The organism is Halostagnicola sp. A-GB9-2 (assembly GCF_030068615.1).
In the GTDB taxonomy this organism is placed as follows: Archaea; Halobacteriota; Halobacteria; order Halobacteriales; family Natrialbaceae; genus Halostagnicola.
Genome location: NZ_JASJOC010000003.1, coordinates 279762 through 306217 on the forward strand (window position 1 = coordinate 279762; position 26456 = coordinate 306217).

23 protein-coding genes and 1 tRNA gene are annotated in these 26456 nt (G+C 61.4%); 5 read left to right on the forward strand and 19 right to left on the reverse strand.

What is annotated here, in order from left to right:
* Window positions 1–151 precede the first annotated feature (151 nt).
* From thsB to sepF, 9 genes are all read right to left on the reverse strand, one after another.
* Window positions 152–1807 (reverse strand): thermosome subunit beta, encoded by a 1656-nt coding sequence (gene thsB / locus QNM96_RS09890; RefSeq protein ID WP_283836372.1) that lies wholly within the window; start codon window positions 1805–1807, stop codon window positions 152–154.
* A 218-nt stretch (window positions 1808–2025) separates the two neighbouring features.
* Entirely contained in the window at window positions 2026–2727 is a 702-nt protein-coding gene (locus QNM96_RS09895) for an SOS response-associated peptidase (RefSeq protein WP_283836031.1), read from the reverse strand.
* Window positions 2728–3252: 525 nt separating this feature from the next.
* A tRNA-Ser gene (locus tag QNM96_RS09900) sits at window positions 3253–3333 on the reverse strand.
* A gap of 151 nt (window positions 3334–3484) precedes the next feature.
* Window positions 3485–3700, reverse strand: coding sequence for a hypothetical protein (locus tag QNM96_RS09905; RefSeq protein ID WP_283836373.1), 216 nt, complete (start codon window positions 3698–3700; stop codon window positions 3485–3487).
* Window positions 3701–3774: 74 nt separating this feature from the next.
* Window positions 3775–4986, reverse strand: a complete 1212-nt coding sequence (ilvA, locus tag QNM96_RS09910; protein ID WP_283836032.1) for a threonine ammonia-lyase — start codon at window positions 4984–4986, stop codon at window positions 3775–3777.
* Between the two features lie 264 nt (window positions 4987–5250).
* Entirely contained in the window at window positions 5251–5796 is a 546-nt protein-coding gene (locus tag QNM96_RS09915) for a gamma-glutamylcyclotransferase family protein (RefSeq protein WP_283836033.1), read from the reverse strand.
* 83 nt (window positions 5797–5879) lie between these two features.
* Window positions 5880–7028, reverse strand: coding sequence for a citrate synthase (gene citZ / locus QNM96_RS09920; RefSeq protein ID WP_283836034.1), 1149 nt, complete (start codon window positions 7026–7028; stop codon window positions 5880–5882).
* A gap of 206 nt (window positions 7029–7234) precedes the next feature.
* Window positions 7235–7408: a hypothetical protein gene (locus QNM96_RS09925; RefSeq protein ID WP_283836035.1), complete on the reverse strand. Its 174-nt coding sequence runs from the start codon at window positions 7406–7408 to the stop codon at window positions 7235–7237.
* Window positions 7409–7577: 169 nt separating this feature from the next.
* Window positions 7578–7934, reverse strand: coding sequence for a cell division protein SepF (gene sepF / locus QNM96_RS09930; protein WP_283836036.1), 357 nt, complete (start codon window positions 7932–7934; stop codon window positions 7578–7580).
* A gap of 283 nt (window positions 7935–8217) precedes the next feature.
* On the opposite strand from sepF, the gene QNM96_RS09935 reads away from it, so the two are divergent.
* A complete protein-coding gene (locus QNM96_RS09935; protein WP_283836037.1) occupies window positions 8218–9183 on the forward strand; it encodes a transcription initiation factor IIB in 966 nt (321 codons plus the stop codon).
* A 44-nt stretch (window positions 9184–9227) separates the two neighbouring features.
* Here QNM96_RS09935 and QNM96_RS09940 read toward each other — a convergent pair whose 3' ends face one another.
* Window positions 9228–9707: an RNA-binding protein gene (locus QNM96_RS09940; RefSeq protein WP_283836038.1), complete on the reverse strand. Its 480-nt coding sequence runs from the start codon at window positions 9705–9707 to the stop codon at window positions 9228–9230.
* Window positions 9708–9860: 153 nt separating this feature from the next.
* Between QNM96_RS09940 and QNM96_RS09945 the strand changes: the two genes are divergently transcribed.
* Together QNM96_RS09945 and QNM96_RS09950 are read left to right on the forward strand one after the other, a co-directional pair.
* Window positions 9861–10151: a hypothetical protein gene (locus QNM96_RS09945; RefSeq protein ID WP_283836040.1), complete on the forward strand. Its 291-nt coding sequence runs from the start codon at window positions 9861–9863 to the stop codon at window positions 10149–10151.
* Between the two features lie 86 nt (window positions 10152–10237).
* On the forward strand, window positions 10238–11536 hold the full coding sequence (locus QNM96_RS09950) for a ribonuclease R (RefSeq protein ID WP_283836041.1): 1299 nt from the start codon (window positions 10238–10240) through the stop codon (window positions 11534–11536).
* A 39-nt stretch (window positions 11537–11575) separates the two neighbouring features.
* Here QNM96_RS09950 and QNM96_RS09955 read toward each other — a convergent pair whose 3' ends face one another.
* Window positions 11576–12220, reverse strand: a complete 645-nt coding sequence (locus tag QNM96_RS09955; protein ID WP_283836042.1) for a GNAT family N-acetyltransferase — start codon at window positions 12218–12220, stop codon at window positions 11576–11578.
* 183 nt (window positions 12221–12403) lie between these two features.
* Window positions 12404–12823: a DoxX family protein gene (locus QNM96_RS09960; protein ID WP_283836044.1), complete on the reverse strand. Its 420-nt coding sequence runs from the start codon at window positions 12821–12823 to the stop codon at window positions 12404–12406.
* A gap of 434 nt (window positions 12824–13257) precedes the next feature.
* Between QNM96_RS09960 and QNM96_RS09965 the strand changes: the two genes are divergently transcribed.
* On the forward strand, window positions 13258–14994 hold the full coding sequence (locus tag QNM96_RS09965) for a methyl-accepting chemotaxis protein (protein WP_283836045.1): 1737 nt from the start codon (window positions 13258–13260) through the stop codon (window positions 14992–14994).
* Window positions 14995–15033: 39 nt separating this feature from the next.
* Here the strand turns inward: QNM96_RS09965 and QNM96_RS09970 are convergent, their stop codons facing one another.
* From QNM96_RS09970 to rtcA, 5 genes are all read right to left on the reverse strand, one after another.
* Window positions 15034–17499 carry a S8 family serine peptidase gene (locus tag QNM96_RS09970; protein WP_283836046.1) on the reverse strand — a complete coding sequence of 822 codons (2466 nt, stop codon included), beginning with the start codon at window positions 17497–17499 and terminating at the stop codon, window positions 15034–15036.
* Window positions 17500–17637: 138 nt separating this feature from the next.
* On the reverse strand, window positions 17638–19122 hold the full coding sequence (locus tag QNM96_RS09975) for an NAD(P)/FAD-dependent oxidoreductase (RefSeq protein ID WP_283836047.1): 1485 nt from the start codon (window positions 19120–19122) through the stop codon (window positions 17638–17640).
* A gap of 584 nt (window positions 19123–19706) precedes the next feature.
* On the reverse strand, window positions 19707–20876 hold the full coding sequence (locus tag QNM96_RS09980; protein WP_283836048.1) for a hypothetical protein: 1170 nt from the start codon (window positions 20874–20876) through the stop codon (window positions 19707–19709).
* Window positions 20877–21018: 142 nt separating this feature from the next.
* Window positions 21019–21972, reverse strand: a complete 954-nt coding sequence (gene kdgK1 / locus QNM96_RS09985) for a bifunctional 2-dehydro-3-deoxygluconokinase/2-dehydro-3-deoxygalactonokinase (protein WP_283836049.1) — start codon at window positions 21970–21972, stop codon at window positions 21019–21021.
* A 120-nt stretch (window positions 21973–22092) separates the two neighbouring features.
* Entirely contained in the window at window positions 22093–23205 is a 1113-nt protein-coding gene (rtcA, locus tag QNM96_RS09990; RefSeq protein WP_283836051.1) for an RNA 3'-terminal phosphate cyclase, read from the reverse strand.
* 132 nt (window positions 23206–23337) lie between these two features.
* Between rtcA and QNM96_RS09995 the strand changes: the two genes are divergently transcribed.
* Entirely contained in the window at window positions 23338–24657 is a 1320-nt protein-coding gene (locus tag QNM96_RS09995) for an MFS transporter (protein WP_283836053.1), read from the forward strand.
* On the opposite strand, the gene QNM96_RS10000 is transcribed toward QNM96_RS09995, so the two are convergent.
* Window positions 24628–25593, reverse strand: coding sequence for a proline dehydrogenase family protein (locus tag QNM96_RS10000; protein ID WP_283836055.1), 966 nt, complete (start codon window positions 25591–25593; stop codon window positions 24628–24630). The two genes, QNM96_RS09995 and QNM96_RS10000, sit on opposite strands and share 30 nt — an antisense overlap.
* Window positions 25594–25697: 104 nt before the next feature.
* Window positions 25698–26450: a helix-turn-helix domain-containing protein gene (locus QNM96_RS10005; protein WP_283836057.1), complete on the reverse strand. Its 753-nt coding sequence runs from the start codon at window positions 26448–26450 to the stop codon at window positions 25698–25700.
* Between the last annotated feature and the right edge of the window lie 6 nt (window positions 26451–26456).

A 26456-nucleotide genomic window follows, 5' to 3' on the forward strand; every position in this document is an offset into this window, starting at 1 on the left:
GCTTCGTTCGTGGGCCACGAATAAAGAACGCTGTCCCTGCTCGATTATCGAACGCGATCGCTGATCCTTACACAGGTAATAAAAAAACGCGGTCGAAGTCATCGTTTCTGGGCTATCCGAGCGGTCGGGTTGGATGTGTTTACGGCCGAATCTACATCATGCCGCCCATGCCACCGCCCATGCCGCCCATGCCGCCTGCGCCGCCGGGTGCGCCACCCTCGTCGTCGCCCTTATCGGTCGAGAGGTCGCCGGCGGAGATGATGTCGTCGATCTTGAGAACGAGGTTCGCGGCCTCGCTCGCGGAGGTCACGGCCTGCTCTTTGGCGTGGGCCGGTTCGACGACACCGGCGTCGAACGTGTTCTCGACTTCGCTCGAGAACACGTTCAGACCGGCCTGTACGTCGCCGTCCTCGTGAGCCGCACGGAGGTCGACGAGCGTGTCGATGCTGTCGAGGCCGGCGTTCTCGGCGAGCACGCGCGGGACGAGCTCGAGGGAGTCGGCGAAGGCTTCGACGGCGAGCTGTTCGCGTCCGGAAACGGAGTCAGCGTAGTCGCGCAGACGCGATGCGAGTTCGACCTCGATTGCGCCGCCGCCGGCCAGGACGCGGCCGTCGGAGACGGTCTGTGCGACGACATCGAGTGCGTCGTTGACGCCGCGCTCGAGTTCGTCGACGACGTGGTCGGTCGAGCCCCGAAGGAGGAGGGTGACGCCGTGTGCGTCCTCTCCTTCGACGTAGAACAGTTCGTCTTCTTCGTCGCGGGTAACGTCACCGAAGCCAAGGTCGGCCTCGGTCGCGCTTGCGAGGTCCGAGACGACCGCGGCATCGACGACTTCCGAGAGGAACTCGAGGTCGCTTTTCTTGGCGCGGCGGATGGCGAGAATGCCTTCCTTCGCGAGGTAGTGCTGTGCGAGGTCGTCGATCCCTTTCTGACAGAAGACGACGTCGGCGTCGAGGTCGACGATCTGCTGTACCTTCTCCTTGAGCTGTTCTTCTTCGCGGTCGAGGAACTGCTGTAGCTGATCGGGGTCCGTCACCGAGACTTCGGTGTCGACGTCGGTTTCCTCGATCTCGATCGGGTCGTTCAGGAGGAGGATGTCCGCGTCCTCGGCCTCGGTCGGCATGTTGTCGTGGACCGGCTCCTTGTCGATGATGCCGCCTTCGAGAAGGTCGGATTCGCCGACTGCGCGGCCGGTCTGGGTCTCGATGTTGAGGAACTCGAGATCGACGACGTTCTCGCCGTCCTGTGTCTCGACGGTGACGCCGGAGACGGCGTCGACGATGAGCTCGGCGAGGTGCTCTTTGTTGACTTCCGCACCTTTGCCGGTCATCGAGGTTTCGGCCGTTTTCCGGATGAGCTCTTCGTCGCTCGGGTCGATATCCTCGGCGATGTCGTCGACTTCAGCTCGAGCCTGCTCTGCGGCCATGTGGAATCCTTTGATGATGGCCGTCGGGTGAATGTCCTGCTCGAGAAGGTCCTCGGCGTTCTTGAGGAGCTCGCCCGCGATCGCGACGGCGGTCGTGGTACCGTCGCCGGCTTCGTCTTCCTGGGTTTCGGCGACCTCGATGATCATCTCGGCCGTCGGGTTGTCGATATCCATCTCTTTGAGGATGGTGACGCCGTCGTTCGTGATGGTTACCGATCCCATCGAATCGACGAGCATCTTGTCCATTCCCTTCGGGCCGAGTGTCGAGCGAACGGCCTCTGCGACCGATCGAGCGGCGCTGATATTGTAGTCCTGCGCGTCCTGGTCTTTGACGCGCTGGGAGTCCTCGCTCATCACGATCATCGGCTGTCCCTGTTGCATTCGCTGACTCATAGTCAGCTGATTCTATGTTTGTCCTTCTATATAAATCTTATCTCTCTACGATACCGGCCCGCGTTCGTGAGCCGTCCAGCTCCCCCTCGAAACCGCAGTACAACGATAACCCTATTCGCTGATCATGTGTGTCTGTGACACGAGTTTGTGGAAATCCGCATCTCCGTTTCCGTCCTACTTTTATATCCCTTTTCCCGGAACGTCGGTCAAACCGGTTCGACCAGCGACGGGTCGTCGGTCGCCGGGCTGTTCACCGCGGTCGAAACCGGATAGGCGACCATCTCCTCGTCGGAACGGGGCCCGAGCGCCGACGGAGACTCCTCGCCGCCCAGCCACTCTCGTTCGCTGTCGCGCTCGAGAATTGCCGCCATCCGGTGGTGAAGGTCTCCGACGAGATCGTTCGTCGTCGTCGTGATAATCGTAAAGGTCTCGAGCGGTCCGGCTTCGCCGCCGTTCTCGACGTCCTGGCTCCCGCCCCCGAACGCCTCGAGTCCGGTCTGGGTCGTCGACGGCTCCCAGCGTTCCCAGAGCCCCGCCATCGCGAACGGTCGATCGTCCTCGAAGGCGACCCTGTACGGTTGTTTCCGGCCGTCGTCGGCCTCAACCCATTCGTAGAAGCCGTCCGCGAGAACCAGCGCCCGACGATTTTCGTACGCATCGCGAAAACTCGGCTTCTCGTCGAGCGTCTCCGCACGCGCGTTAATCAGCCCGTCCCTATCGTCGTCGGCCCACGACGGAACCAGGCCCCACTCGAGGGACCGGATCGATTCCGGCTCCTCGTTCGTGATAACGGGAAGTCGCTGACCCGGAGCCATGTTGTATCGCGGCCCAAACGGTTCCGAAAAGCGGGCGTCGAACCGATCCTCGAGGTCGTCCTGATCGACGAACAGCGTGTAGCGGCCACACATACCCATAGCTACGGGCTACACCGATAAGGACCTTTCATCGCCGGACGTCGGCGAGTTGTCCCCGCCCAATTTTCGTTCCTAAAACGATTTCTCGAAACGGTATGGGGTCCGTACCCCCTCGAGATCGGCGGGTAGGTGCCCCGTTACCATAATCGATCTCGGTGGATCGACGATTGCTATGGACGATCGATACGAACTCGTGGTGTGTGAGGACGGGCTGCTCGAACTACGCGACCGAGACGACCCCGACTGCTGGATCGCGACAGACTCGCCGCTCGAAATCAAACAGTGACCGAGAATTGAGCGGCTCGATAGGCGGGTGGGAGTACCTTCTCTCTCTCGAGAACATGTTACAACAATCAGAACGCCAAGACAGGGATTTGAACCACGCGAAGACGTTCTTACTCGTTCACTTCGTTCACTGCGTGCGCTGCGACTTCTCTCATTCAAATCCCCTCTTCGGGTTTTTGTCGAAATCGTGACTCGCTCAGCTACGCTTTGCTCGTCGGTTGATTTCGACAAAAACGCCAGGACAGGGATTTGAACCCTGAATCCCAAAGGGAACACGCTTTCCAGGCGTGCGCCTTACCATTCGGCCATCCTGGCTCACTCGTAGATAACCGGGTCGGTCGTTTAAAGACTACGATCGGAGAATCGTCCGCCCCACCGCGGTCAGTGTGGCGGGTGTTGGCATCACCGGACAGTCTTACTAAGAGCCGATTAACGAGTTTGGCGCTTCAGAACTCGCTCGAGTCGGTTACTCTCCTGCACGCGCCGCCGACCACTCGGCGACGCGATACTCGAGCGCGTAGGTAAGCGCGGTCGTCCCACAGCCGACGAGCACCGCAACGGGAACCGCTTGGGTGATCGAAAGCAATGGCCCTCGAGCCAGCGCGTACCCCTGAATCAACACGAGAAACGCCATCACGCCGACCGCACCCCAGAGTACGGCTGATTTGATTCGTGGATTCACTCGATCGATCGATACGGCGGGGTCGACGTAAACGTACCGAAGGCAACCCAGGTGCGTGCCGGCTCCAGTCTCGCTCACACCAGCACGTCGACCTCGTACCCCTCCGATCGGAGATCTTCGAGAAACGTCGCGACGTGGTCGTGGCCGCGCATTTCGAGGTCGATCTCGACTTCGGTGTCACTCATACTAATGTCCCGAGAGGTTCGGTCGTGCTGGATGCCGTAGATGTTCGCTCGATGAGCCGAGAAGATATCAAGCAGATCCTCGAGCGCCCCGGGGCGGTCCTTGAGAACGGTGCGGATCTTGAGGTATCGTCCCGTTTCGACCAGCCCGCGGACGATGACCGTCGAGAGCATATTCATATCGATATTGCCGCCACAGAGTGCGGGGACGATGACCTCGTCCTCATCGTAGTCGAACTGCTCGAAGAGCACGGCGGCCAGCGGCACAGCGCCCGCTCCCTCGACCAGAATCTTCGAGCGCTCGAGCAACTGCACAAGCGCCGTCGCGATCTGCGGATCGGAGACCGTGACCACTTCGTCGACGCGCTCTTGGATAATCGGGAACGTCTGCTCGCCGATGCTCCGGGTTGCGATTCCGTCCGCGACGGTGTCAACCGAATCGATAGTGACGAGCTCTCCTTTCTCGAGCGAACTGGCCGCGCTCGAGGCACCTTCTGCTTGCACGCCGATGACGCGAACGTCCGGGCGCTGTCCTTTGATCGCCGTCGCGATGCCGCTGATGAGCCCCCCACCGCCGATGGGGACGACGACGGTGTCGACGTCGGGACAGTCTTCGAGGATCTCGAGGCCGATCGTCCCCTGTCCCGCCATCACGTCCGGATCGTCGAAGGCGTGGAGGTAGGTCCTGTCTTCCTCGCGTTCGATCTCGTGGGCGCGTTCGGCGGCCTCGCTGTAGTCGACGCCGTGGAGGACGACCGACGCTCCGTAGTTTTTGGTCGCTTTGACCTTCGCGATCGGCGCGTTTTCGGGCATCACGATCTTCGAATCGACGGCCGTCCGCGTAGCGGCGAGGGCGACTCCCTGGGCGTGATTTCCCGCACTCGCGGTGACGACGCCGGCATCCTTCTGTGCCTGCGAGAGCGTCGCGATTCGGTTCGTCGCGCCCCTGATCTTGAAGGCTCCCGTTCGCTGCAAGTTCTCGAGTTTGAGATGTATCTCGGCATCGGTCATCGCGGAAAACGTGTGTGAGTACTCACACGGCGTGTGTCGCGCCGTCTCTCTTACTCGCGGCCGGGCGTCGAGAATAGCGTCCAATCCGAGCATATACACGAGTACTCGGGACGAAGTGTAAGGATTGCTGTCGGATACTGTCTATCGCCGGCTGCTTGATATGCATTGCTCGACAGAATTGTGGGAAGGTAGTGCCGTCAAAAGAACAGCACTACGGGAATACAGGGAATGCACGGCGTGTGACGTGCGACTATACAGGGGGACCGGGAACATATAAATCTCATGCCTCCGAGGCGGAAGTGTAATCGCAAGCAGGAAGCGTGGTGAAATTGATGTCTGACACTGAGCAGACGATCGTCATTCGGTCATGCGCACGCCGACGGTACTCCCCTCTAGATGCCGACGAACCTGATCACGGAACGGTCCGGTTTCGGGCCAATACTGGTTGTCATCCCGTACACTCTCAACGTCGAGTCGGTCAGGATCACCGATATAGGTCCAGACGACGTTTTGAGAGCCCGTTTCCCGCGCGCTACCGCTGTCGGAGTCGGAGCTCGGTGACGCCTCGTGATCACAGACAGCGATCGCATTCTCTTCGGCGGATTTCTCGTCCGCTGTCACTGCGCTCTCGGGACCGTCGATCCAGGGCACTCCCGCGCGAACATACAGCCCGTGGTCGACTCCTTCGTAGGTGTCGAGTGCCTCGAGCACTTGCCCGTCGACGCTTCCGCCGGGAACGAGCGTCGGGTACTCCCCGTCGACGCGGTGGAGGCCCTCGAGGGTCGCGTCGCCGGCGAACTCGTATTCAATCGAATCGGTCGTTCCGACTCCTCGAGTCGTTTCGTTGAGTACTGCCTCGGCTCGTGCGGCGTTCGTGAGGGTTCCGTAAACGAAGACGTGCATACATTCTTGTCTCACTCTCGAACTCCTTGCTCGTGTCGCCTCGTAACCCGCTCGTACTCGCAAAAATCAGCTCGAAGTTCGTCCTATCGCTCGTCGACTGAGATGAGGTCCTGATCCTCGGGACCGGTGTAGCGTGCGCGTGGTCGGATGAGTCGGTTGTCCTCCTGGTACTCGAGGACGTGTGCGATCCAGCCGCTCGAGCGGCTCATCGCGAAGATCGGGGTGTACATATCGATCGGGATGCCAAGCTGATAGTAGACCGAGCCGGAGTAGAAGTCGACGTTCGGGGCGATCCCCTTCCCGACGAGTCCCTTATTATCGGTGAGGTAGTCCTCGATCGTGTTCGTGATGTCGTCCCACTTCGAGTTGCCGGTTTCGGCGAGTTCGCGGCTTCGCTCCTGCAGGATTTTCGCCCGCGGGTCCTTGACGTTGTAGACGCGGTGTCCCCAGCCGGGAATGCGCCGACCTTCCTCGGTCGCCTGTTCGACCCACTCGAGGGGATCGAGGCCGCTCTCGTCGATCTCGATGAGCACTTCCATGACGTCCTGATTCGCGCCGCCGTGGAGCGGCCCCGAGAGGGCACCGATGCCGCCGGTGACTGCGGAGTAGATGTCGGCCATGGTCGAGCCGATGACCATCGAGGTGAACGTCGAGGCGTTGAGGCCGTGATCGGCGTGGAGGATCAGCGCTTGATCGAACGTTTCGGCGGCGACCTCGTCCGGCTGTTCGCCGGTCATCATATAGAGGAAATTCGCCGCGAGGCCGAGGTCAGGGTCGGGATCGACGGGCGTTTCGCCCTGCCGATACCGTTCGAACGCCGCGAGGATCGTCGGGATCTTGGCCGTGATCCGGCGACCCTTTCGGAGTGACGCCTCGCGATCCGCCGGATCTGCGTCGGGTTCGGGTTCGGAGGCAGAAAGCATCGAGACGCCGGTGCGCATCGCCGCCATCGGTTGCTCGCCGGCATCGGCCAGCGCCTCGACCGTCTCGAGAATGTTGTCGTCGACGGCACGTTCTGCGGCCATCGCGCTGGAAAACTCGGCAAGTACCTCCTCGTTCGGAAGTTGGCCGTGCCAGAGAAGATACGCGACTTCTTCGTAGCTCGCCCCGCGGGCGAGGTCTTCGATGGTGTACCCGCGATAAACCAGGCGACCCTCGTCGCCGTCGATGGAGCTGAGTCCTGACTCTGCGACCAACACTCCCTCCAGCCCTTTCTTGAGGTCGTCTGCCATACCTGTCGTTTCGGACCCCGATGGAAAAGTATTGTCGTTTGTCCGCTGTCACGGCCGAATGCGGGCGATGTTCCGGTTACTGGGTGGAACACCGAAATTTTCGTGAATATATCGATTTCGACGATTTTACTATAAATAGAACTATTGTCCGAGTTAATCGCGCGGAAAATATACGAACGTAAATCAGAAACTCGTCGAGCGATTCATCACTCGTCCCGAATGGATTCGACAGCCCACGAGACGAGGACAAATCCGATCACGGCGATGACGGCGATAGATAGCGTGAATTCGCCGCGAATGGCTATCTGGAAGATGAGAATTGCGGCCAATAAGATGGCCGCCTGCCAGAGATAGTCCGGAACCGAATCGAAACGGGTCATGGCTATCGGTCGTTCGACGGCCCCCAAGTAACTGTCGAACGTCCGGAACCCGTCGAATCCCCTAACAACGGAACGCGTGGTCCCGATTACGACCGGCCGAGAGCGCCGCCCCGAACGACGCGTCATCTCGAGAGCGAATGTATCGAAGCCGGATCGGCCGAACGCGGTGCTATCGACCGAGTTTCTCGCGGCCGATTTTCACGCCGGTCGGAGTGATGATGATCTGGTCGTCACCTTTCCGAACGATGTCGCCGTCGACTTCGTTCGCGACCTGTCGAAGTTCGTCGACGATGTGTTCGACCGTCTTGTCGTTGGTGCGTAATCGCGTGATATCGGCGATAACGATATCGCCGTCGTAGACGGTATCTTTGATGTCGATGGCGGCCTCCTGTCCGTCGACCTCTGCCACGTGTACCTGCATCGCCGCTTCGGTCGTGTTGTCGGTAACGTCGTCGAGATTCAACTCGACGTAATCCTCAGCGGATCGGGACTGGTCCCCGCCGAGAATTTTGGTCATAAGTCCCATTGACAAAATCCAGCCTCGCCGTGAGTATAGTTCTTACGTCAGACACCGTCTGGATTGAACGAACAACGGCGACGAGAACAATTCGCCGAGGCCAAGTTTGCCGCGAGCCGAAAGCGCCCGGGTCGAGTATAATATTCTATGTTGACATATTATAGGATCGAATGCCTTCGAAATGGGCTTGAAACAGCAGACGAATCGATCCCCGTCGTTCTCGAGGACGGTCGAATCACGGGTCTCGCGGTGGGGAGGTGTTAAGGTACCAGGAAGCGAGTACCAATACGAAATGGAAAGTCCCACCCGTCAGCGCGAGCGTGAAACCGAACCGGAGCAGGAAGCGCACGAGTCGGATGGAGAACGGGTGTGTGCTGAATGTGAATCCGGAACACTCGTCAACAGCGACGATCAGGGCGAACTCGTCTGCGATCACTGCGGATTGATCGCCGAAGAGACAAACATCGATCGCGGCCCGGAGTGGCGCGCGTTCAATCATTCGGAACGCCAGAACAAGTCCCGCGTCGGCGCGCCGACGACGAAAACGATGCACGATAAGGGACTGACGACGTCGATCGACTGGAAGAATCAGGACGCCTACGGCCGCTCGCTTTCGGCGGACAAGCGCAGTCAGATGCGACGGCTCCGCAAGTGGCAGGAACGAATCCGGACCAAGGACGCCGGCGAACGAAACCTGCAGTTTGCGCTGTCGGAAACCGATCGGATGGCTTCCGCGCTGGCGATCCCCCGTTCCGTTCGGGAAGTCGCCTGTGTGATGTATCGCCGCGCGCTCGACGAAAACCTCATTCGCGGCCGATCGATCGAGGGCGTCGCAACGAGTACGTTGTACGCGGCCTGTCGGATGGAGGGGATTCCGCGGTCGCTCGAGGAAGTTGCCGCCGTCTCCCGCGTCGACCGCAAGGAAATCGGTCGAACCTACCGGTACATCGCACAGGAACTGTCGCTGAAAATGGAGCCGGTCAACCCGAAAAAGTACGTTCCGCGCTTTTGCTCGGAACTCGAGCTCTCGGAGGAAGTCCAGGGGAAAGCGAACGAGATCATCGATACGACGACGGAGAAAGGACTGCTCTCGGGTAAGTCGCCAACGGGCTACGCCGCCGCCGCGATCTACGCTAGCTCGTTACTGTGTAACCAGAAAAAGACCCAGCGCGAAGTTGCCGACGTTGCACAGGTCACCGAGGTCACGATTCGAAATCGGTATCAAGAGCAGATCGAAGCGATGGGCATTCACGAGTAAGAAGGGAAAATACGAGAGCGGATAATTACGCGCTATTTTCGACGTTATCCGGAGAATTCGTAGAGATCGTCGCCGACGTGATGAAGCGAGTCGACGACTTTCCCTTCCTCACCCACCATCTGCGTGCCGTCGACGCGGGCACGACCGACCGCGAGTATCTTTCCGTGTGACTCCTCGGCGATGACGACGAGATCGCCGTCGTCGATGTCTCCAGACGCCTCCGTGATGCCGGGACGCATGACATCTGCGCCGTCGCTGACGAACGAGATCGCGCCGGAGTCGACGGTTACCAGCCGCTTTTCGGGCTCGTAGACGTTTGCCCCGCGAACCGTAAGAAACGGCTCTTCGTCGAAGTACGCGATTCTGGGTTCCCCGTCGACGAGGATAACCTCCCAGTCGACCGCTTCGAACTCGACGCGTTCGTAGGCGTCGCCGTCGAGTTCGATGCCGAGCTGGTTGGCAAGCGTCGTCTCGAGATCAGAGACGACATCGCTGCGGAGATGGTGTCGAGATTTAACCTCCATGCTCGTGTGCACGGGTGGTTCGTGTATAAAACGACCGTTCTCGGGGCCGGATTCATCGGCGCTGTGGATCGTTCGATTGCTCGCCCCGGCGGACAATCGCCGTCATCAACGGGTGTGGTAATCGCTAAGTACTCTCGCACCCACCCGGTGGGTATGTGGTCCGTCAGCTCCGATACCGAGACGGTCACCTGCGTCGCCTGCGGCGAGACCGTCGAACGTGAGATGGCTCGAGAGTACGATAAGTACGGCAACCGCTGGGAGCGCGATGGGAAGTGCTTCGAGTACTTCTGTACGTCTTGTCACGACGAACTCTGTCATCACGCTCGAGCCGAACTCGAGGACTTGTTGGTCGATATCGAGGCGGGGGGACACTCCCAGCTCGAGTTTCTGACTCGCTACGTTGCGACCGTCGAGGATCGGTACGGCCCGCTCGAGGAGCGGTGAGCGAAGCTGGTTGGAGCGTTCGAGTTTCGAAGTAAGGAGGAAGTCGTCCCGACACGGCTTTCAGGGACACGTCCGTACGCATCCGTATGAGCGACGAGACACAGGCCGACGCAGGCACGGCCGAAGGGCAGGGCCCGGTCGAGATCTCTGAGGATCTCGCCCGTCACCTCGAGAACAAGCGCGAGGAGTTATTCGAGAAGTTCGAGATCCGCGACGAGTTTCCACAGGAGGTCCTCGATGAGGCCGAGGAACGCACGCAGAACGTTCAGGCAGAGATCAGCGACGAGATCGACGACCGGGAGGATCTTCGCGACCTGACGACCTGGACGACCGACCCGATCGACGCCCAGGACTTCGACGACGCGATTTCAGTCGAAGAGCGCGAAGAAGAGTACGTCCTCTGGGTTCACATCGCCGACGTTACCCACTACGTCAACCCGGAAACGGCGATGTGGGACGAGGCCGTCGAGCGCGGGAATACGGTCTATCTCCCGGCGTACACCATCCACATGTTGCCACCGGTTCTGGCCGAATCGGTTTGCTCGCTCGTTCCCGACGAGGAGCGCTTCGCCCACACGGTCGAGATGCACCTCGACAAGGAGAACCTTTCCTACGAGACGATCGACATCTACAAATCGGTCATCGAATCCGACGAGCGACTCACCTACTCGCAGGCCGAAAACCGACTCGAGGATCCCGACGCGCCGTTGCACGAGGAGAACAAACTGGTCCACAAGCTCGCCGACCGGATGCACGAGATCCGCAAGGAAGACGGCTCGCTCGTGCTCAATCCGAGCCGGGATCGCGCCCACACCATCATCGAGGAGTGCATGCTGAAGGCGAACAAAGCCGTCACACACGAGCTCATGTGGTCTCGCGGCGTCGAAGCGATGTATCGGGTTCACCCACAGCCCAGCCCCGACGAGTGGTCGAAGGCGCTCCAGGAGATTCAGGATCTCGACGGCGTTTCGATCCCCGGCGACAAGTGGGAGGACCCGCGAATGGCGGTCAATGCGACGCTCGAGGACGCCCCGGGTCGCCAACTCGACAAGATCCAGTGGGCGGTGATGAAGGTCATGCCCCGCGCCCGGTACATGAACGATCCCTTCGGCGGTCATCACGCGCTGAACTTCGAGATTTACGGCCACTTCACGAGTCCCATCCGGCGGCTGTCGGATCTGATCAATCACTGGATCGTCTACCAGAACGACGTGCCCGAGAACCTCGTGGCCCTCTGTGACCGAGCCAGCGATAGGCAGAAAGACGCCGAACAGTGCGAACGCGAGTACAAGACGTTCCTGCAGGAAGTCGGCCTCGATCCGACCGCGGTCAACAACCGCGGCATCGAAGTCGTCGAGGAAAGCGAGGCCGAAAACACGCTCTGAGAGGGTCCGATTCTTGAAGTAGTCTATTCTCGAGGCGGGCTATTTTGAGGGGGCTTTCCCAGACGCGCTCTCTGACAGCGGTTTTTCGTAGACGTGCTCCTCGACTGGGTCATCGATCGAGCCCCTGTCATCGATAATCTCGTCGAGGCCACTCGCTTTGGTCTCGATACGTTCGAAACCGATCGATTCGTAGAACGAGATGCCGACCGTGTTGCCCGCGAGGACGTTCAACCTGAGCCGCTCGAACGACTCTTCGAGTTCTCGCTCGACACCCTCGAGTAACGTCGACCCGACGCTGTTGTCCCACGCGTCAGGATCGACGTAGATCCGATTGAGTTCGGCGGTCGTCTCCGCATGTCGGGTTGTGTCGTCTCCGCTGTCTGCAGGAGTTGCCTGGGCGAAGCCGACTGGCGACATTGACCTGTCGTCTTCACTGGGCTCGACTACCGTTTTGACCCCGCTCGGAGCGGTCTTCTCGAGGGTTCCGATCAGGAAGACATCCGTTTCACGACGAGCCGTTCGCTGGATGCTTTCTTCGAGGGCGCTCTCGGTGTACCATTTGTCGATCAGCGCTTCGATCGCTTCGGAGCCGAGTATTTCATCGTAGGCCGCGTGCCAGCTATCGCGGGCTATCCGACGAATAGCCGAAACGTCCTCGAGTGTCACTGGTCTAACTTGTGGCATTTCGGCTCAAGTATCGCCGGGAACTGATAAACAAGTTGTGGTGGTGTGGGAAGGTTACTGACGACGAAACGCCGTCTGCGGATTCGAACGGTAGACTCGAATCTCGAGTCAGAACGTCGCACGAGCTAAGTGATACTAACCGGTGATTCGGAACGCTCGGGGGCGATCGGCTTCGACCGACGATCAGAAGAGACCGAGATTGACCGCGTACGGCCACGAAGTAGCGCCGAGCGCGAGGAATACGAGTGACGCACCGAGCAGCCCGACGTTCTTCAGAAAGCTGTTCACTTCACCTTGTTTTTGCTCCTCAGGGGCGTTCCAGAAGTCGTGCATCTTCGGCGTGACGACGACGAAGAAGACGACGAGTGCTCCCGCGGCAAGGATCGGGAAGACGCCGAGGGCGATCCCTAGTCCACTAAAGAGCAACATCGCACCCGATACCGGAATCGCGACCGACGCCGCAGGAACGCCTTTCGCTTCGGCGTACCCGACCATCCCTTCCATGTCGAGGAAGTGATTGAGGCCGGTAAACGCGATAACCAGACCGAACAGTATTCGACCGACTAACAGCAGTTCTCCGCTCATGGAATTCTCGAGCACCATCAGTTGCTCACCCGCGGTTCGGCGACAGCGTCGTTCGGCTTCGTCCAACCATCCATCGCTCCGTATTGTAGTTGCATTACGTAACCACGTTCGGCTCCGAACCGACATATATGTTTGCTGATGTTATTGTTATCAGGTATCCCCTGTGTTACCAACGCATTCGGTGACTGGGCGACTATCACTGCGAAAAAGATACCGTTATAAAAATACCAACATGAATATGAAAAGAGCATAAAACCGGAAACGAGATTCGAGAATGCGGTGACGTGGGAGTTCGTCTCGAACCACCACCAGCCGTCACCTCGGCTGTTCATCCGACGCTCTTGAACGGAGCCGATGAATTGGAAAAGACTGTGCGATATGTTCCCAAGAGTTCCGATTGTCGGTGGAAATCCGCCATCCGATTTAAATAATGGCTCTACATAACGCTTCACATGCGCAACTCGTTGACGGGATTGGTTGGACTTACCAATCCGGAAGAACCGGAGGGGACCTCTACGGAATCTACGCCAGCATCCGGTGAGACCGCCGCGTCGGAGTCGTTCGGTCTCACCGACGAGTGGGAAACGACCGATGGTGCGTTGGTCGACCCCGCCGGCGATGTCGAACGCGTTTCGACGGAAACGCCGTTCGGAGAGGCCACCGCGGAATCGATCATCGTCAGCTACCTTCGAGGCTCGAGCGATCCCATCTTCGTTATCGACTCGGACGGAAACTTTACCCACTCGAACGCGGAGTGTCGCGACCTCTTCGGGCGCGTTCCCGGCGAACTACTCGAGAAGAACCTCTTCAACCTCGACGAGGCCGATAACTCCGTCATGAAGGAAGTCCTCGAGACCGAAGAGTCCATCCAGAACCTCGAGGGCGTCGTCGAGGTGGACGGCGAAACGATTCACGTCAGCCGAACGTTTTTCCCGCTGTTCGACGCCGCAGGAGAGCTCACCGGTGCGATCGAGATCAATCGCGACGTTTCCGAACGCGTCGAGGCGGTCAACCGTCAGGAGACCTTAGAGCAGTACCAGGCCTACCAGCAGGACGTCGTCGAATCCTTCCAGGGGTGGATGGACAGACTCAGCGGCGGCGATTTCACGATCGAGCCGGAGGTTCCGGAGCCGGAGGGTGACTTCGAGGAAGTGCAGGACGCCTACGACCGCTTTTCGACGATGGCCGAGGATCTCTCGAGCGCGATCGACACCATTCACGATGCGCTCGCGGAAGTGCGACACAACTCCGAGCAGTTGGCCCAGATCAGCGACGATCTCGTCGACGCGGCCGAAGAAACCTCCAGCGCGACCGCAGAGATCGAGCGGGCGAGCGAAGCCGTCGATTCGAAGACGAGCGAACAGGCGGAACAGGCCGCAGTCGCCGAGGAAAACGTCTCGAACCTTTCGGCGGCGATCGAGGAGATCACGGCGAACGCGGGCACGATCGAGCAACGAGCCGCCGAGGCCAGTAATCGGACCGATCAGGGTGCGACGGAGGCCGAAACCGCACTCGAGCGAATGGACGAGTCGATGGACGCGTCCGGGAAAACGGTGACGCAGGTCCAGACGCTCCAAAAGCAGATGAGCACGATCGGGGAGATGGCGGAACTCGTCAGCGAGATCGCCGACCAGACGAACCTGCTGGCGGTCAACGCCAATATCGAAGCGGCTCGAGCCGACGGCTCCGGCGATCGGTTCGCGGTCGTCGCACAGGAGATCAAGCGCCTGGCGGACGAGTCAAAAGACACCGCCGAGACGATCTCGAAAGACCTCGAGGGGATCCAGTCGGACGTCGAAGAGACCGTCGAAACGATCGAACGGAGCAATCACACGGTCGAGACGAGCGCCGAGGCTGTCGATGGTGTCGTTGATCACATCGATGAAATCGACGACGCGGTCCAGGAAACGGACCGAGGGATTCAGAACATCGCTCGAGCGGCAGAAGATCAGGCCTCGGATGCACAGGCCGTCCAGGACGTCGTAAGCGACCTCTCCGAACGGAGCGCGGAGATCGACGATCGGATGGCGGCCGTCGCCACGAACATCGACCAGCAGACGGAGACGATCGACCGGATGGCAGATATTTCGGAAACGATCGACGAGATGGCCGTCGAAATGGAGACCCGCCTCGCCCGTTTCGAACTCGAGACGGTCGGGGCGGGAACCACCGCCCCGAAGGCGTCGTAGTACGCGATTCGGCTCCGGTCGTGTCGAAGTCGTTTTCCGCTATCTCGCCCGCCGGTTTCGGGCCGTCGCAGTTCCGAGTATCGCAAGCACCGCTATCACCGCCGTTGCGATCCCGAACCCTGGCGTCGGGAGCAGGTCGTCGGAAAGTTCGACGGTCACCGTTTCGGTCGACTGACTCTCGACGGGATCGCTCTCGGCGGTTCCCGACCCGGCCTCGGGATCCGTCGCCTCGAGGGTGTACCGGTCACCCGTTCCGGGAACCGTAACCTCGAGCATCCCGTTCTCGTCGGTCCGGTTCGCCGGTTCGAACGAGTCGCCCGACTCGACCGAAATAGAAAGCGTCGCACCGTCGACCGGTTCGCCGTCGCCCGTTTCTGCGGTAATCTCGAGGATTGCATCTCCTTCGAGCGCGTACGACTCGTTGATTCGATCGCCCGCCGACTCGAGGCTGACGACGCTGTCCTCGTTCGCGTATCCGTCGGCGTCAACGCGCAGTTCGTACTCGGCGAGGCTCGGCACGTTCACGGCGGTGTAGGTCCCGTTTTCCACGTGACTCGCGGCGTACGTTCCACGGTCTCCGACGAGTTCGACGGTTCCCCCGCCGATTCCGGTATCGAAGTGATCGTCCGTGAGTTCGATTTCGGCGTCACCGTCGCCGCTCAGTGCAGAATCGATCGTCGTCGTCTCGTCGGCGGGAACGTCGCTCGTCTCGCTGACGCCGTCGTAGCCGTCCGCCTCGAGGGAAACGGTGTACTTCTGCTCGCCCGGGAGCCCGGTGTACGCGAAGGCTCCATCTGTTCCCGTCTCAGTTTCGAACTCCGTGTCGTCCTCGGCGCTGAGGAGGACCGTCGCGTTCGGGACCGCTTCGTTCGTTTCTCGATCAGTGACCGTTCCGTCGACGGTGGCGTGGGTTCCCACTTCGTCGATGGCGGCGTACACGTCGACAATGCCGTTCCCGTACCGCGTGTCGCTCTCCTTGAGGCAGTCGCCCGTGTTTTCGTCCCCGCCGCTCGGCGATCCGTCCCGGTCGCTCGACGACTTATCCTCGAGCGGACACGCATCGTCGGGTTTCCAGGCCGTCTCTCGGAGCGCATCCGTGATTTCAGCCGCCTCAAGTTCCGCCGCCGTCGCCGACTGAACGAGTGCGACCGCGCCGGCGACGTGTGGCGTCGCGATGCTGGTCCCGCTTGCCGTTCGGTACTCGCCGTCGGGAATCGTACTCTCCACGCCGACGCCCGGCGCGACGATGTCTGGCGTGGTGTATGTTTCGGGCCAGTGCTTCGGCGCGTCCGACCCCCACGCCTCGCCGGTGTCGATTTCCTCCCCACTCGAGAACGACGCCACGCCCGCAGATTCGTTCGCGGCTCCGACGCTTAGCGCGTCGTAGACGTTCCCCGGGGTGAGCGAGGAATCGGCCCCCTGATTGCCGCTCGCGCCGACGACGACTGTTCCGGCGTCGTTCGCGGTTTCGACCGCGCTGATGAACGAGCCACTGTAGCGATACCAGCCGAGGCTGATGCTGACCGCGTCCGCATCGTTCTCGACGGCCCACTCGATCCCCGAGAGAACCGCAGATTCGGACGTTGTACACGTGCCGCCATCGCAGTCGGAAACGACGGCACCGTGCATGAGATTCGCCTCCGGTGCGACGCCGATCGGCGTCCCGCTCTCGTTGGCGCCCGTCGCGACGCCCGAGACGAGGGTCCCGTGCTCGTCGTAGACGGTCGGTTCGTCCGACGGATCGGTCGTGAAATCCTTCCACGCCTCGAGGTCGATGTCTGGATGGTCGTCGTCGACGCCCGAATCGAGGACAGCGACCGTGGACCCCTCGCCTTTCGTGTGGAACCCGTCCCAGACGTCTGTCACGTTAGTTTGCTCGAGGTTGTACGGTGCCGAATCGCCGCCTGACGAAACGAGAGCGGCTTCGTCGGTCTGTGACTGCTTGTCCGTTGACGCCTGAACGGGTATCTCGTCCTCGGCGCGGATCTCTGCGACGCCGTCTATTTCGGCGATCTCACGAGTCACGTCCGCTATTTCCGCCCGATCGGAATCAACCGTCATCGTCGCCGCGTTCGCGATCCAGAACCCCTTTTTGAAGTCGACGCCGTCAGTCGTGTTCGCGTACGCTTCGAGCGGCTCCTGGGCCGTCTCGGCGTCGCCCCGTTGACTCGATATCGAGTCTTCGTCCAGTCGATTCGTCTCTCCGGAAGAATCATCGAATCCAACGAGAACGGACTGGTTGCCGGATGCGTTCTCGAGGTTCGGATCGATCACCGGCGGACTCGAATTTACCGGTGATTGATCGACATCCGCCGCTAATTGGCCTTCGTTCACCACTAATTGACTCGACTCGAGTGGCGTCTGGCTCGAACCGTCTTCCGAGAAAGTCGTGTTGAATTGGTGTGTATCGGCCCCTGTTCCCCCGACATAGCCCGCCGCGCCCCCTCCTGCAACGGCCGCCGGACCGGTCGCGAGCGCGAGCGATATCACAAGAAGTACGGCCACAGCGCTTGAGCGGGCACCACGCTCTCGACCCCCACCGTTCGATGAACGCGACATTATCCGAACGGAGAAAGTCCGGTTGCTTAAGACGTACGGCTACGTTCTATCGCACCGACAGAACGCCGAGACGGTGATCGAGCGTTACTCGGAGCGCTGGAAACCCGACGGCGGATCGGTCGCGACGCAGTCAGAACGCGCCGCGAGTTCGGAACAGGCCTCCCGCAGGAGACCATCGAGGATTTCAGGCGTCGTGGGATGATAGGCGCGGCTCGGAATCTCGCGAACGTCCAACGCCATCTCCACGGCCAGTTGCATCGTCTTGGCCATCACGTCCGCGTGAAGGTGCAATCCCTGATACCCCAACACGGAGCCGTCTTCGGCGTTGACCACGAGCGTCGCCCGTCCTTCCGGGTGATTCTTCGACTTGAACACGCCTTCGGAGGATGCCTCGCTCGAGACGACGACTGTCTTCATCTCGCTCGCACTCGCCGTCGCCGGCGTGTGCCCGATCCGGGCGAACGGATAGACGCCGAGTCCCGAGAAGATGACGTGATGGGGGACGTTCGTGTAGGGCTCGAGTTCCTCCCCTCGAGCGTGCCGGAGGACGTTCTCGCCGGCGGCAAACCCCTGTTCTTTGGCGACGTGGAGAATCGGTTCCCTGCCGTTGACGTCGCCGACCACGAAGACCCGCTCGTCGTCGCGGGCTTGCATGGTCGAATCGACCCAGCCCTCGTCGACCTCGAGTGCCGTCTTCTCGAGTCCCAGCCCATCCACGTTGGGCCGTCGTCCGGTAAAGAGGTAGAGCTCCTCGGCCTCGAGAATCTCTTCGGTTCCGTCCCGTTCGACGATCATGCGGACATCATTGGTTTCGTCTCCGGCAGATTCAATTCGCTTCTCGTCGGTCTGTGTTAGGATCTCCGCGTCGAACTGCTCCCGGTAGAGCTCCAGAATCGTCTCGCCGTACTCGGGCTCCATCTCGTCCAGCGGCCGCTCGTCGTGTTCGATGACAGTGAGATCGACGCCGCTGACTTCCGAGAGGTACGGCACCAGCTCGAGGCCGATGTAGCCAAAGCCCATCACGATGGCGCTGTCGGGAAACTCGGCCGCCTCGAGCACGTCTGCACTCGTCGAAAACGAAACGTCCTCGATGCCAGGCAGATCGGGGACGTTGACCACTGAGCCCGTCGCGATCACCACGTAGTCGGGCTCGAGCGTTCGATCACCGACCTCGAGTACGCGCTCCTCGACGAACTCGGCGGTGTCGTGAATAAATTCGACGTTGTCGCGCTCGGCCAACTCGTGGACGTGATCCCGACGATGCTGTGCGAATCCGTGGATGTGCTCGTCTTTCTGGTCGATTACGCGCTCGGGAACGACCTCGGGAGTCCCCTCGAGTCGGTCGTCGTGTCTGACCTGATACCGGTGCTGTGCGGCCGAAAGGACATCCTTCGAGGGCATACACCCCTTCAGAATGCAGAGCCCCCCGCCCGGCTCCCCGTCGTCGATTAGCGTTAGCTCGAGATCGGAGATCGAACACTCAGCGTCCTCGCCGGCGCGTTCGACCAGTTCGTCGGCGACGGCGACCCCCGCGCTCCCGTACGCACCGACGATCGCGACGTGTACCATACCTCGTCTTTCGGGGCGATACAAAAAGTCGTTCCGCGCCCATTGCGAAACGTAGCTGGTGCCTCCCCCAGTCTTTCCAATTTACTGAGAAAGAACCAGTAGAAAGCCCTCAACGGTCTCGTGGTCGCGATCGCGGTTCTCACTCGCTTCGCTCGCTCCGAACTGCGTCCGCTTCGCCCTTTCAGTCTGCCTGAAGACGTTCCTGCTCGCTTCGCTGCGCGGGCTGCGACTTCCGAGCCCACACTCGCTTTGCTCGCATGGACGCCAGGAACAGCTTTCAGCCTGCCCTTCCCCGGGAAACACGGCTCTCGAAATACTCGAGCCGTGTTTCTGGCCGAATGCCGCACGCTTGTGGCGTTCACGCAGCTTGTAGCGTGGACGCGAACGCTGTGAGGATACGTCGGCGAGACTATGCCCGACGGGGAACGAAATGACTTGGAAGCGGTGGGGAAATGGGTGAGAGAAAAGAGGAGAGGCATTCCTGTGTCGTGGCCACAGCAGAACTACGAAGCCGAAAGCACTGGCAAATATCCATATACAGTCGTACTACCCGATAGAAGTCCCGTTTCTACTCACCGTCCCGATTAGAGACCGACTCGAGCGGCGGCGGCCGAGAGCAGTGCCGCGATCGAGACACCGACGCCGAAGCCGGGCACGCTGTCGCCGAGTGCACCATCGTCGTCGCCGCTCGCGTTCTGGACCGCCACGTCTCGCTCCGAGAAGTGGTTGATGCCGATCAGGACGTCAGCCGCCGCGTCGGCTTCGCTCGACTGGGTGACCATGTACGCGGATTCGTCCCCGCCGATGGCACCCTCGAGTTCGCTGTAGGAGGACGCTTCGGCCGCGACCTCGCCGTCGACAGTCACCTCGAGATCGTCGGCCGATTCGGCACCCGCGAGCGCCGCCTCGGAGACCGTCGTAATGATGACCGTTCCCTCGCTCTCTGCGCGTTCGGCGGTCATCTCGAGTCGGTCTTCGCTCTCGGCCTGCGTTTCGACGGCGATATCCTGACCGTACGTGGCCACGTCGGCGACCCGTTCGCCGTCCTGCTCGTCGGCGTAGACTTCGGCGGTCGCCGTACCGTCGGCGATCAGCCGTTCTTGCTCTTGGGCCGCATCGTCGCGTTCGCCGTCGTCGTACGAGCGGTAGACGAGCGTCGAGTCGCTCTCAAGTTCGGCGGTCACGTCGCCATTGTCGTTGACGTCGACCTCGCCGTTACCGGCGACCATGAACGCACCGCTTCGGTTGTCGCTCTCGACGACGACGACGTCACCGTCGCTTTCTGCGGTCGCGTTGCTCTCTCCGGAGAGCGTCGCTTCGACGTACTGTGACTCCCCGCCGGCGTTGACGGTGAGGATCCCGCGGTCGCTATCGTGGACGCTCATGGAGGCGGATCCCTCGGTTCCGATCTCGGCTCGCGTCTCGGTCTGTGCGCCTAACTCGAGTCCGAGCCCGGAGATGTTCGTCACGGCCGAGAGTCCCGTACTCCCGCCGATTCCCGCTTCACTGTCGTGGTCGCTCTGGGACTCAACGGAGACGTTCTCGAACACCTCTTCGCCGCCAACGCTGTAACCGGTCACGGCGTTACTCGAGGTTTCGAATTCGACGTGCGTCCCTACGTACGCCTCGCCGTCCGCGTCGGCCGACTGGGTCGATTCCTGTGCACCTGCACCCGCAGCCCCACCGACGGCGGCGACTGAGAGCGTCGCGGTCGTCAGCAGTACGACGAGTGCGATTGCCGTTATTCTGGACATGACAGTCCTGACTTCCGACGGTACCCTAAAGCAGTTTCTGGCAAAACCGTCCAATAGTGTTCGGCATTCACTCGCACAACCCTGCGGCGGCGGTGTCTCCTCCGGCACACCGCACCAAGTCGGAAAACGCGCTTCGAGGTGGTTAGCGCGAAATGTCCGACGTCTGCTCACCGATAACCGATTCGACCTCCGCTTTCGTTACGACCGCGATATCTCCCGGAATCGTTCGCTTGAGCGCCGCCGTCGCCGCGCCGTACTCGAGCGCGCTCGAAACGTCGTCGCCGTCGATTCGGCGAGCGAGGAACGCGCCGGTGAAGGCGTCGCCGGTCCCGATCGGATCGACGGTGTCGGTCTCGTAGGCGTCGTGATCGTGGAACTCGCCCTCGTGCCAGGCGAGTGCACCCTCCGCACCGCGGGTGACGACAACGGTCTCGAAGTCGTATTCGCTTCCGAGGGTCTCCGCTAACTCCCGAGCGTCGCCCTCGAGATCGAGGACGTTACGCGCGTCTCGTCCGGCGACAACGAGCACGTCGATATTCTCGAAAAGGGTTTTCAGGGTCTCTCTGGCCTCGGACGGACTCCAGAGCTTGTGCCGATAGTTAAGATCGAACGCCGTCGTCGTCCCGTTTTGGCTCGCGATCTCGAGCAACGTCGCAGTCGTCTCCTCGAGCGTCGCAGAGAGCGCGGGCGTAATTCCCGAGGTGAAAAAGACCTCGGCGTTTCGGATCACCTCGAGGTCGAACTCCTCGGCCTCGGCGGTCGTCACCGCCGCGTTCTCGCGATCGTAGATGACGTTCGTTCCGCGGGGTTTGCCCGCCTGCTCGAGGTAGTAGGTGCCCTGTCGCCCCTCTGTGGTCCAGACCGGATCGGCGTCGATACCGTACTGATCGAGTTCGGCGGCGACGCGCCGGCCGAGCGGCGATTCGGGGAGTTTCGAGAGCCAGGTCGCCGACGCGCCCAGACGCTGGGCCGCGATCGCGACGTTGCTCTCGGCACCGGCGGCGCGAACCTCGAACTCACCCGCCGTTTCGATCCGTTCGCTTCCCGACGGCGAGAGTCGAAGCATGGTCTCGCCGAACGTCACGAGTTCGCTCACGGGTCCGGTCCTCCCAGCGGTCGTTCCGTCCGCCGTAATTCGCTCATGTCTGGCAAAACGAAGGGGTGTGATAAAAGGTATACTGATCTCTCGAAGGGGTTCGGCGGGACTGTCCTCCGCCTACGCTCGACCCACGAGAACGGCGTCGTCCGCAGGCTCGCGACCGAAATCGAAGCCGAACTCCTCGAGCAGTTCCAGGCTGGCCTCGACGTGTTCGGTCACGGTCGGTATCCGAACCCGTCCACCGGCGAGGGCGAGAAAGACGAGCAACTGATCGCCCAGGTGTCGGTCGACCGCGGCGCTCGATTCGAGGAAGCGATTCGCGGCGTCGGCCGCGTCTTCGCCGACTCGCTCGGCCGGCTTCCCGCGCTCCCCGAGGGCGCTGAAGCCCGCCAATCCACCGGCGTGTTCCAGCCGGAGTACGATAGCGGAGCCGGGAGAATCGCTCGCGGCGGTCGTCTCTCGCCGGGTCCGAACCTCGAGTTCTTCGTGCTGGCCCACTTCGCCCGCGTCGCCGGACCGGTTCGACGCCAGGGACTCGTTCGTCCCCGACAGGCGCTCGAGCGCTCCCGAAACCTGCCGCGAAGCGACGTCACTGTCTGAAAGCGATGCTGACTCCGTCGAGTAACACCGAACGCCGTCGACGCTCCCGCGCATCTCGAGGTCGATCGGCTCGAGGCTCGAGGGAGCCACGTGGAGCGTCGCCTTCCCGCCGCCGTCTGGATAGAACCCGCGCCGATCCACGTCGACGCACGCCTCGAGTCCGAAGTTTCGGAGCGTCGGGAATTTGACCTCCCTCGAGTACTCGATCGCCGGCGACCACGCGACGTCAGTTCCCCCGGTGACGGTAATCGAGAGGGGCCCTTCGAGGGCGGTCGCCAGCGGCAAAACGGCGTCGAAAAGGAGCGTGATGCTCCCCGCAGTGTCGATGTCGACTGCGTAGCTTCCGCCGGAAATCCCGTTTTGGTTGGACACCCGACAATCGCTGTTCGGTTCGAACCCGTCGTTCGGTTCGAACGTCACCGTCCGCGAGCCGACGTCAGCACCGGAAACGTCGGCGTCGCAGATCGCTTCCATGGTCTCGAGGACGGCGAGGTGTTGCGGTCGAAGGCCGGGCGTCGACCGGTCCCCTCGGACGTTCTCGATCCGGATCGGTTCGCTTTCGAGGGCCGAGAGCGACAGCGCCGTTCGGAGGAACTGACCGCCGGCGTCCGCGCCGTCGAGTTCGCGCATGGGTACTGCTGTGAGGGCGAGGGTAATCCATCTACCGCAGTGGAGTCGGTACCGTCCGCTCGGTGAGAGACGGTGACGGGATCGAGTTCGCTTTCGAGAGATTTTCGGTGTTCGGAGGGAGAGTGCAACCGAATGCGACTCTGGCAGGATCCGCTCCGACGCCGCTGGTTACTTTGGGGCACGCTCGGCGTAACCTTCCTCCTGGTCAACGTCAACCGACTCTCCTCTGCGGTGTTAGCCGAAGATCTCATGGTCGCCTTCGGAACCTCTGGGGCGCAACTCGGGACGCTCCATGCTGTCTTCTTCTGGGTTTATGCGTTCATGCAGATCCCGACGGGGATTCTCGCGGACCGCGTCGGCCCGCGACTTACGGCGGCCGCCGGCGGGGTGGTAATGAACGTCGGCGCAATCTGGTTTGCGCTCGCTGACAGCTACCTCGCGGCCGGCGTCGCCCGCGGGCTCGTCGGCCTCGGTGGGAGCGTCATCTTCGTCTGCATCCTCCGATTCTGTGCGAACTGGTTCCGCGCTGACGAGTTCGCGACGGTGAGCGGCCTGAGCTTCGCGGTCTCCGGCGTCGGGGGCGTACTCGCGACGACGCCGCTCGCAGTCGCCGTCGACGCGACCGGCTGGCGCGCCTCGATCGGCTGGCTCGGTGTTCTCGGGCTCCTCTGTGCCGTCGCCGTGTTCGTCTTCGTGCGGGATACGCCCGAGGCGGCCGGTTTCCAACAGATCGACGGCGTTCCGGGTCAGTCGACGCTCACGAACGCCGAACTTCGAACCCATCTCTCGGCCATCCTCCGGGACCGCTGGATCTGGGTCGTGAGCATCATGCTGTTCTGTGCGAACGGCGTCAATCTCACCATCTTCGGACTGTGGGGCGTTCCCTACGTCGTGCAACTGTACGACGTCTCGGTGACCTACGCCTCGGTGTTCACCCTGCTCGGCGGTCTCGGCGTGATGGTCGGCCCGCCCGCGTTCGGCTGGCTTTCGGACCGCCTCGAGCGCCGCGTCGAGTTGATGATCGGTGGCGGAGCCTGTTTCGCGATCACGCTCGCGGTGATCGCCGTTGCCGGCGATCCGCCGCTCCCTGTCGTCGGCATCGCTTTCTTCCTCACCGGAGTGTTGTTCGGCTCGTTCCTGCTCGGGTACGCGATCGTCAAGGACAGGCATCCCAGCAGCGCGAGCGGCATCTCGACGGGGACGATAAACGGCGCGTCGTTCTTCGGCGCCGCGATGCTCCCGACGGTGATGGGTTGGGCGCTCGACGCCTACTGGACGGGAGAACTCGTCGGCGGCGTCCGGGTCTACACGGAGACCGGCTACCAGCTAGCCTTCGGAATCGCAACCGTCGCTGGAGTGATCGCCTTCGCGTGTACCGTCTGGCTGTTCGTCAACACCGATCGCTCGAGCCCAAACCCTCACTCACGACAGGATCGCTCGAGCGGCGAATAACAGGTTCTCCTTGCGCTCGCGGACTCGCCGGTAGAAGTACAACAACCAGCGAGAACCGTAGGGAACGTACTGATAGACGGTCACGCCCTCGGCCGCCAGCTCGCGCTGGGCGTCCTCCCGAACGCCCATCAGCATCTGGACTTCGTAGGGCGTTCCGTACTCCTCGTGGAGTTCTCGAGCGTACGCGATCATCGCCGGGTCGTGGCTTCCGACCGCGATGCCGCCGTCGCGGTTCTGGAAGGCGTCCTCGAGCAGGGTTCGGTACGCCTTGTCGACCCGGTCTTTGTCCTTGTAGGCGATCGATTTCGGCTCATCATAGGCTCCCTTGACGAGCCGGACCTTGCCGGGAACGTCGTTCAGCCGCTCGAGATCCTCACGCGTGCGTTTCAGGTTCGCCTGCAGACAGAGTCCGACGGCTCCTTCGACGGCCGCTCGGTTTTCGAGCGCCACATCGTCTTCGAGCGCTACTCCTTCGGAGCCCGTTCCGCCTTCGACGGTTTCGACAACCTCGAGCTCCGCTGATTCCATCGATTCGGCCGTCTCCACAGAGGCGTACTCTCGAGCGAGCCGTTCGTAGGCCTCGAGCGTCGCGTCCGTCGTCGTGTGGTTTTCCATGTCTACCCAAACGAAAACGTCTCGTTCGGCCGCGTGGGAGACGATCCGCTCGAGGTTCGATTCGAACGCTTCCGGTCCGATATCGAGGCCGATCTGCGATGGTTTGACCGAGATACAGACGTCGAAGCCCGACATCGCAATCGACTCGACGAGCGAGCAGTACGCGTCGGTATCGTCGGCGACTACGTCGGGGTCGTCGTGGTGTTCGCCAAGCAAATTGAGGATCGCCCCGACGCCGTCGTCGTTGAGCTGTTGGACGTGCTCGAGCGCTTCGGGTGGCGACTCGCCGGCGACGAACCGACTGGCGATCGGTGGAATCATCTAGTCGGATCTAGAAAGCGGGGACTCTTAACCACAACACCGACCAAATAATTCAATAACATCTTACAGAAATTATCGTGTCCAATAGGCGATTTCTCGGACGGTCACAGCGGATCGGTCACTTCCTCGATAGCCGGGTCGAGTAGCTTCGCCTCGGCCTTCCGGAGGTGTTCGAGCAACGTCGTTTTCGAAACGTCCGCCTTTTCTGCGAGCTCTCGAGTCGTAATCTCTCGCGGCCAGGCGTAGTAGTTGTGTTCGCACGCGAGCTCGAAGATTTCGCGCTGGCGCGTCGAAAGCAGGGCAACGCGGCCAGGGCTTTCGTCGCTGAACGCGTCGTTCGTGGTGATTTTCGTGACCGTAATCTCGGCCGACCCCTTCTCCCTGACGGCCTCGAGGCGCTCGTGAAGTCGGTCGCGATCGGTGTCGCCGACGAAGACGGACCAGAATTCGGTGCCGTCGCGGATCCGGACCGCCGATTCCTGGATGAATCCCTCCGACGCGAGCGCGTCGCTGATCGTGTGGGTCGGGTCGTACTCGACGAACAGCTCGCGTGCGGTGTTGCCCGGAACGGACTTTGCCTCGTCGAACCCGTACCGACGTTGCATCACGACGACGGAGTCCGTCAGTCGCGAGTTTCGGGTCTCCTGAATCAATTCGTTTGTTTCCTCGAGCGAGTCTCCGTACGCCGTGAAGTGTCCCTTGACCCGGCCGTCGGTCGCGTTGTAGACGGTGTGTGCGAGAAGACTGGCGTCGGTCGCCTCCGTTACCTCGAGCGTCCAGCAGTCCGGATGCCAGATCTCGAGTGTGAGACGAGCACCCCCCGTTGGATAGTCGTCCGTTATCTCTGTCGTCGCCATTGTCAG

Bases quoted from the DNA above. Each gene is read 5' to 3' on its own strand.
- thsB (WP_283836372.1), bottom strand. From the start codon at position 1,807: ATGCAACAGGGACAGCCGATGATCGTGATGAGCGAGGACTCCCAGCGC.
- QNM96_RS09895 (WP_283836031.1), bottom strand. From the start codon at position 2,727: ATGTGTGGCCGCTACACGCTGTTCGTCGATCAGGACGACCTCGAGGAT.
- ilvA (WP_283836032.1), bottom strand. From the start codon at position 4,986: ATGCTCGGATTGGACGCTATTCTCGACGCCCGGCCGCGAGTAAGAGAG.
- QNM96_RS09915 (WP_283836033.1), bottom strand. From the start codon at position 5,796: ATGCACGTCTTCGTTTACGGAACCCTCACGAACGCCGCACGAGCCGAG.
- citZ (WP_283836034.1), bottom strand. From the start codon at position 7,028: ATGGCAGACGACCTCAAGAAAGGGCTGGAGGGAGTGTTGGTCGCAGAG.
- QNM96_RS09925 (WP_283836035.1), bottom strand. From the start codon at position 7,408: ATGACCCGTTTCGATTCGGTTCCGGACTATCTCTGGCAGGCGGCCATC.
- sepF (WP_283836036.1), bottom strand. From the start codon at position 7,934: ATGGGACTTATGACCAAAATTCTCGGCGGGGACCAGTCCCGATCCGCT.
- QNM96_RS09935 (WP_283836037.1), top strand. From the start codon at position 8,218: ATGGAAAGTCCCACCCGTCAGCGCGAGCGTGAAACCGAACCGGAGCAG.
- QNM96_RS09940 (WP_283836038.1), bottom strand. From the start codon at position 9,707: ATGGAGGTTAAATCTCGACACCATCTCCGCAGCGATGTCGTCTCTGAT.
- QNM96_RS09945 (WP_283836040.1), top strand. From the start codon at position 9,861: ATGTGGTCCGTCAGCTCCGATACCGAGACGGTCACCTGCGTCGCCTGC.
- QNM96_RS09950 (WP_283836041.1), top strand. From the start codon at position 10,238: ATGAGCGACGAGACACAGGCCGACGCAGGCACGGCCGAAGGGCAGGGC.
- QNM96_RS09955 (WP_283836042.1), bottom strand. From the start codon at position 12,220: ATGCCACAAGTTAGACCAGTGACACTCGAGGACGTTTCGGCTATTCGT.
- QNM96_RS09960 (WP_283836044.1), bottom strand. From the start codon at position 12,823: ATGGTGCTCGAGAATTCCATGAGCGGAGAACTGCTGTTAGTCGGTCGA.
- QNM96_RS09965 (WP_283836045.1), top strand. From the start codon at position 13,258: ATGCGCAACTCGTTGACGGGATTGGTTGGACTTACCAATCCGGAAGAA.
- QNM96_RS09975 (WP_283836047.1), bottom strand. From the start codon at position 19,122: ATGGTACACGTCGCGATCGTCGGTGCGTACGGGAGCGCGGGGGTCGCC.
- QNM96_RS09980 (WP_283836048.1), bottom strand. From the start codon at position 20,876: ATGTCCAGAATAACGGCAATCGCACTCGTCGTACTGCTGACGACCGCG.
- rtcA (WP_283836051.1), bottom strand. From the start codon at position 23,205: ATGCGCGAACTCGACGGCGCGGACGCCGGCGGTCAGTTCCTCCGAACG.
- QNM96_RS09995 (WP_283836053.1), top strand. From the start codon at position 23,338: ATGCGACTCTGGCAGGATCCGCTCCGACGCCGCTGGTTACTTTGGGGC.
- QNM96_RS10000 (WP_283836055.1), bottom strand. From the start codon at position 25,593: ATGATTCCACCGATCGCCAGTCGGTTCGTCGCCGGCGAGTCGCCACCC.
- QNM96_RS10005 (WP_283836057.1), bottom strand. From the start codon at position 26,450: ATGGCGACGACAGAGATAACGGACGACTATCCAACGGGGGGTGCTCGT.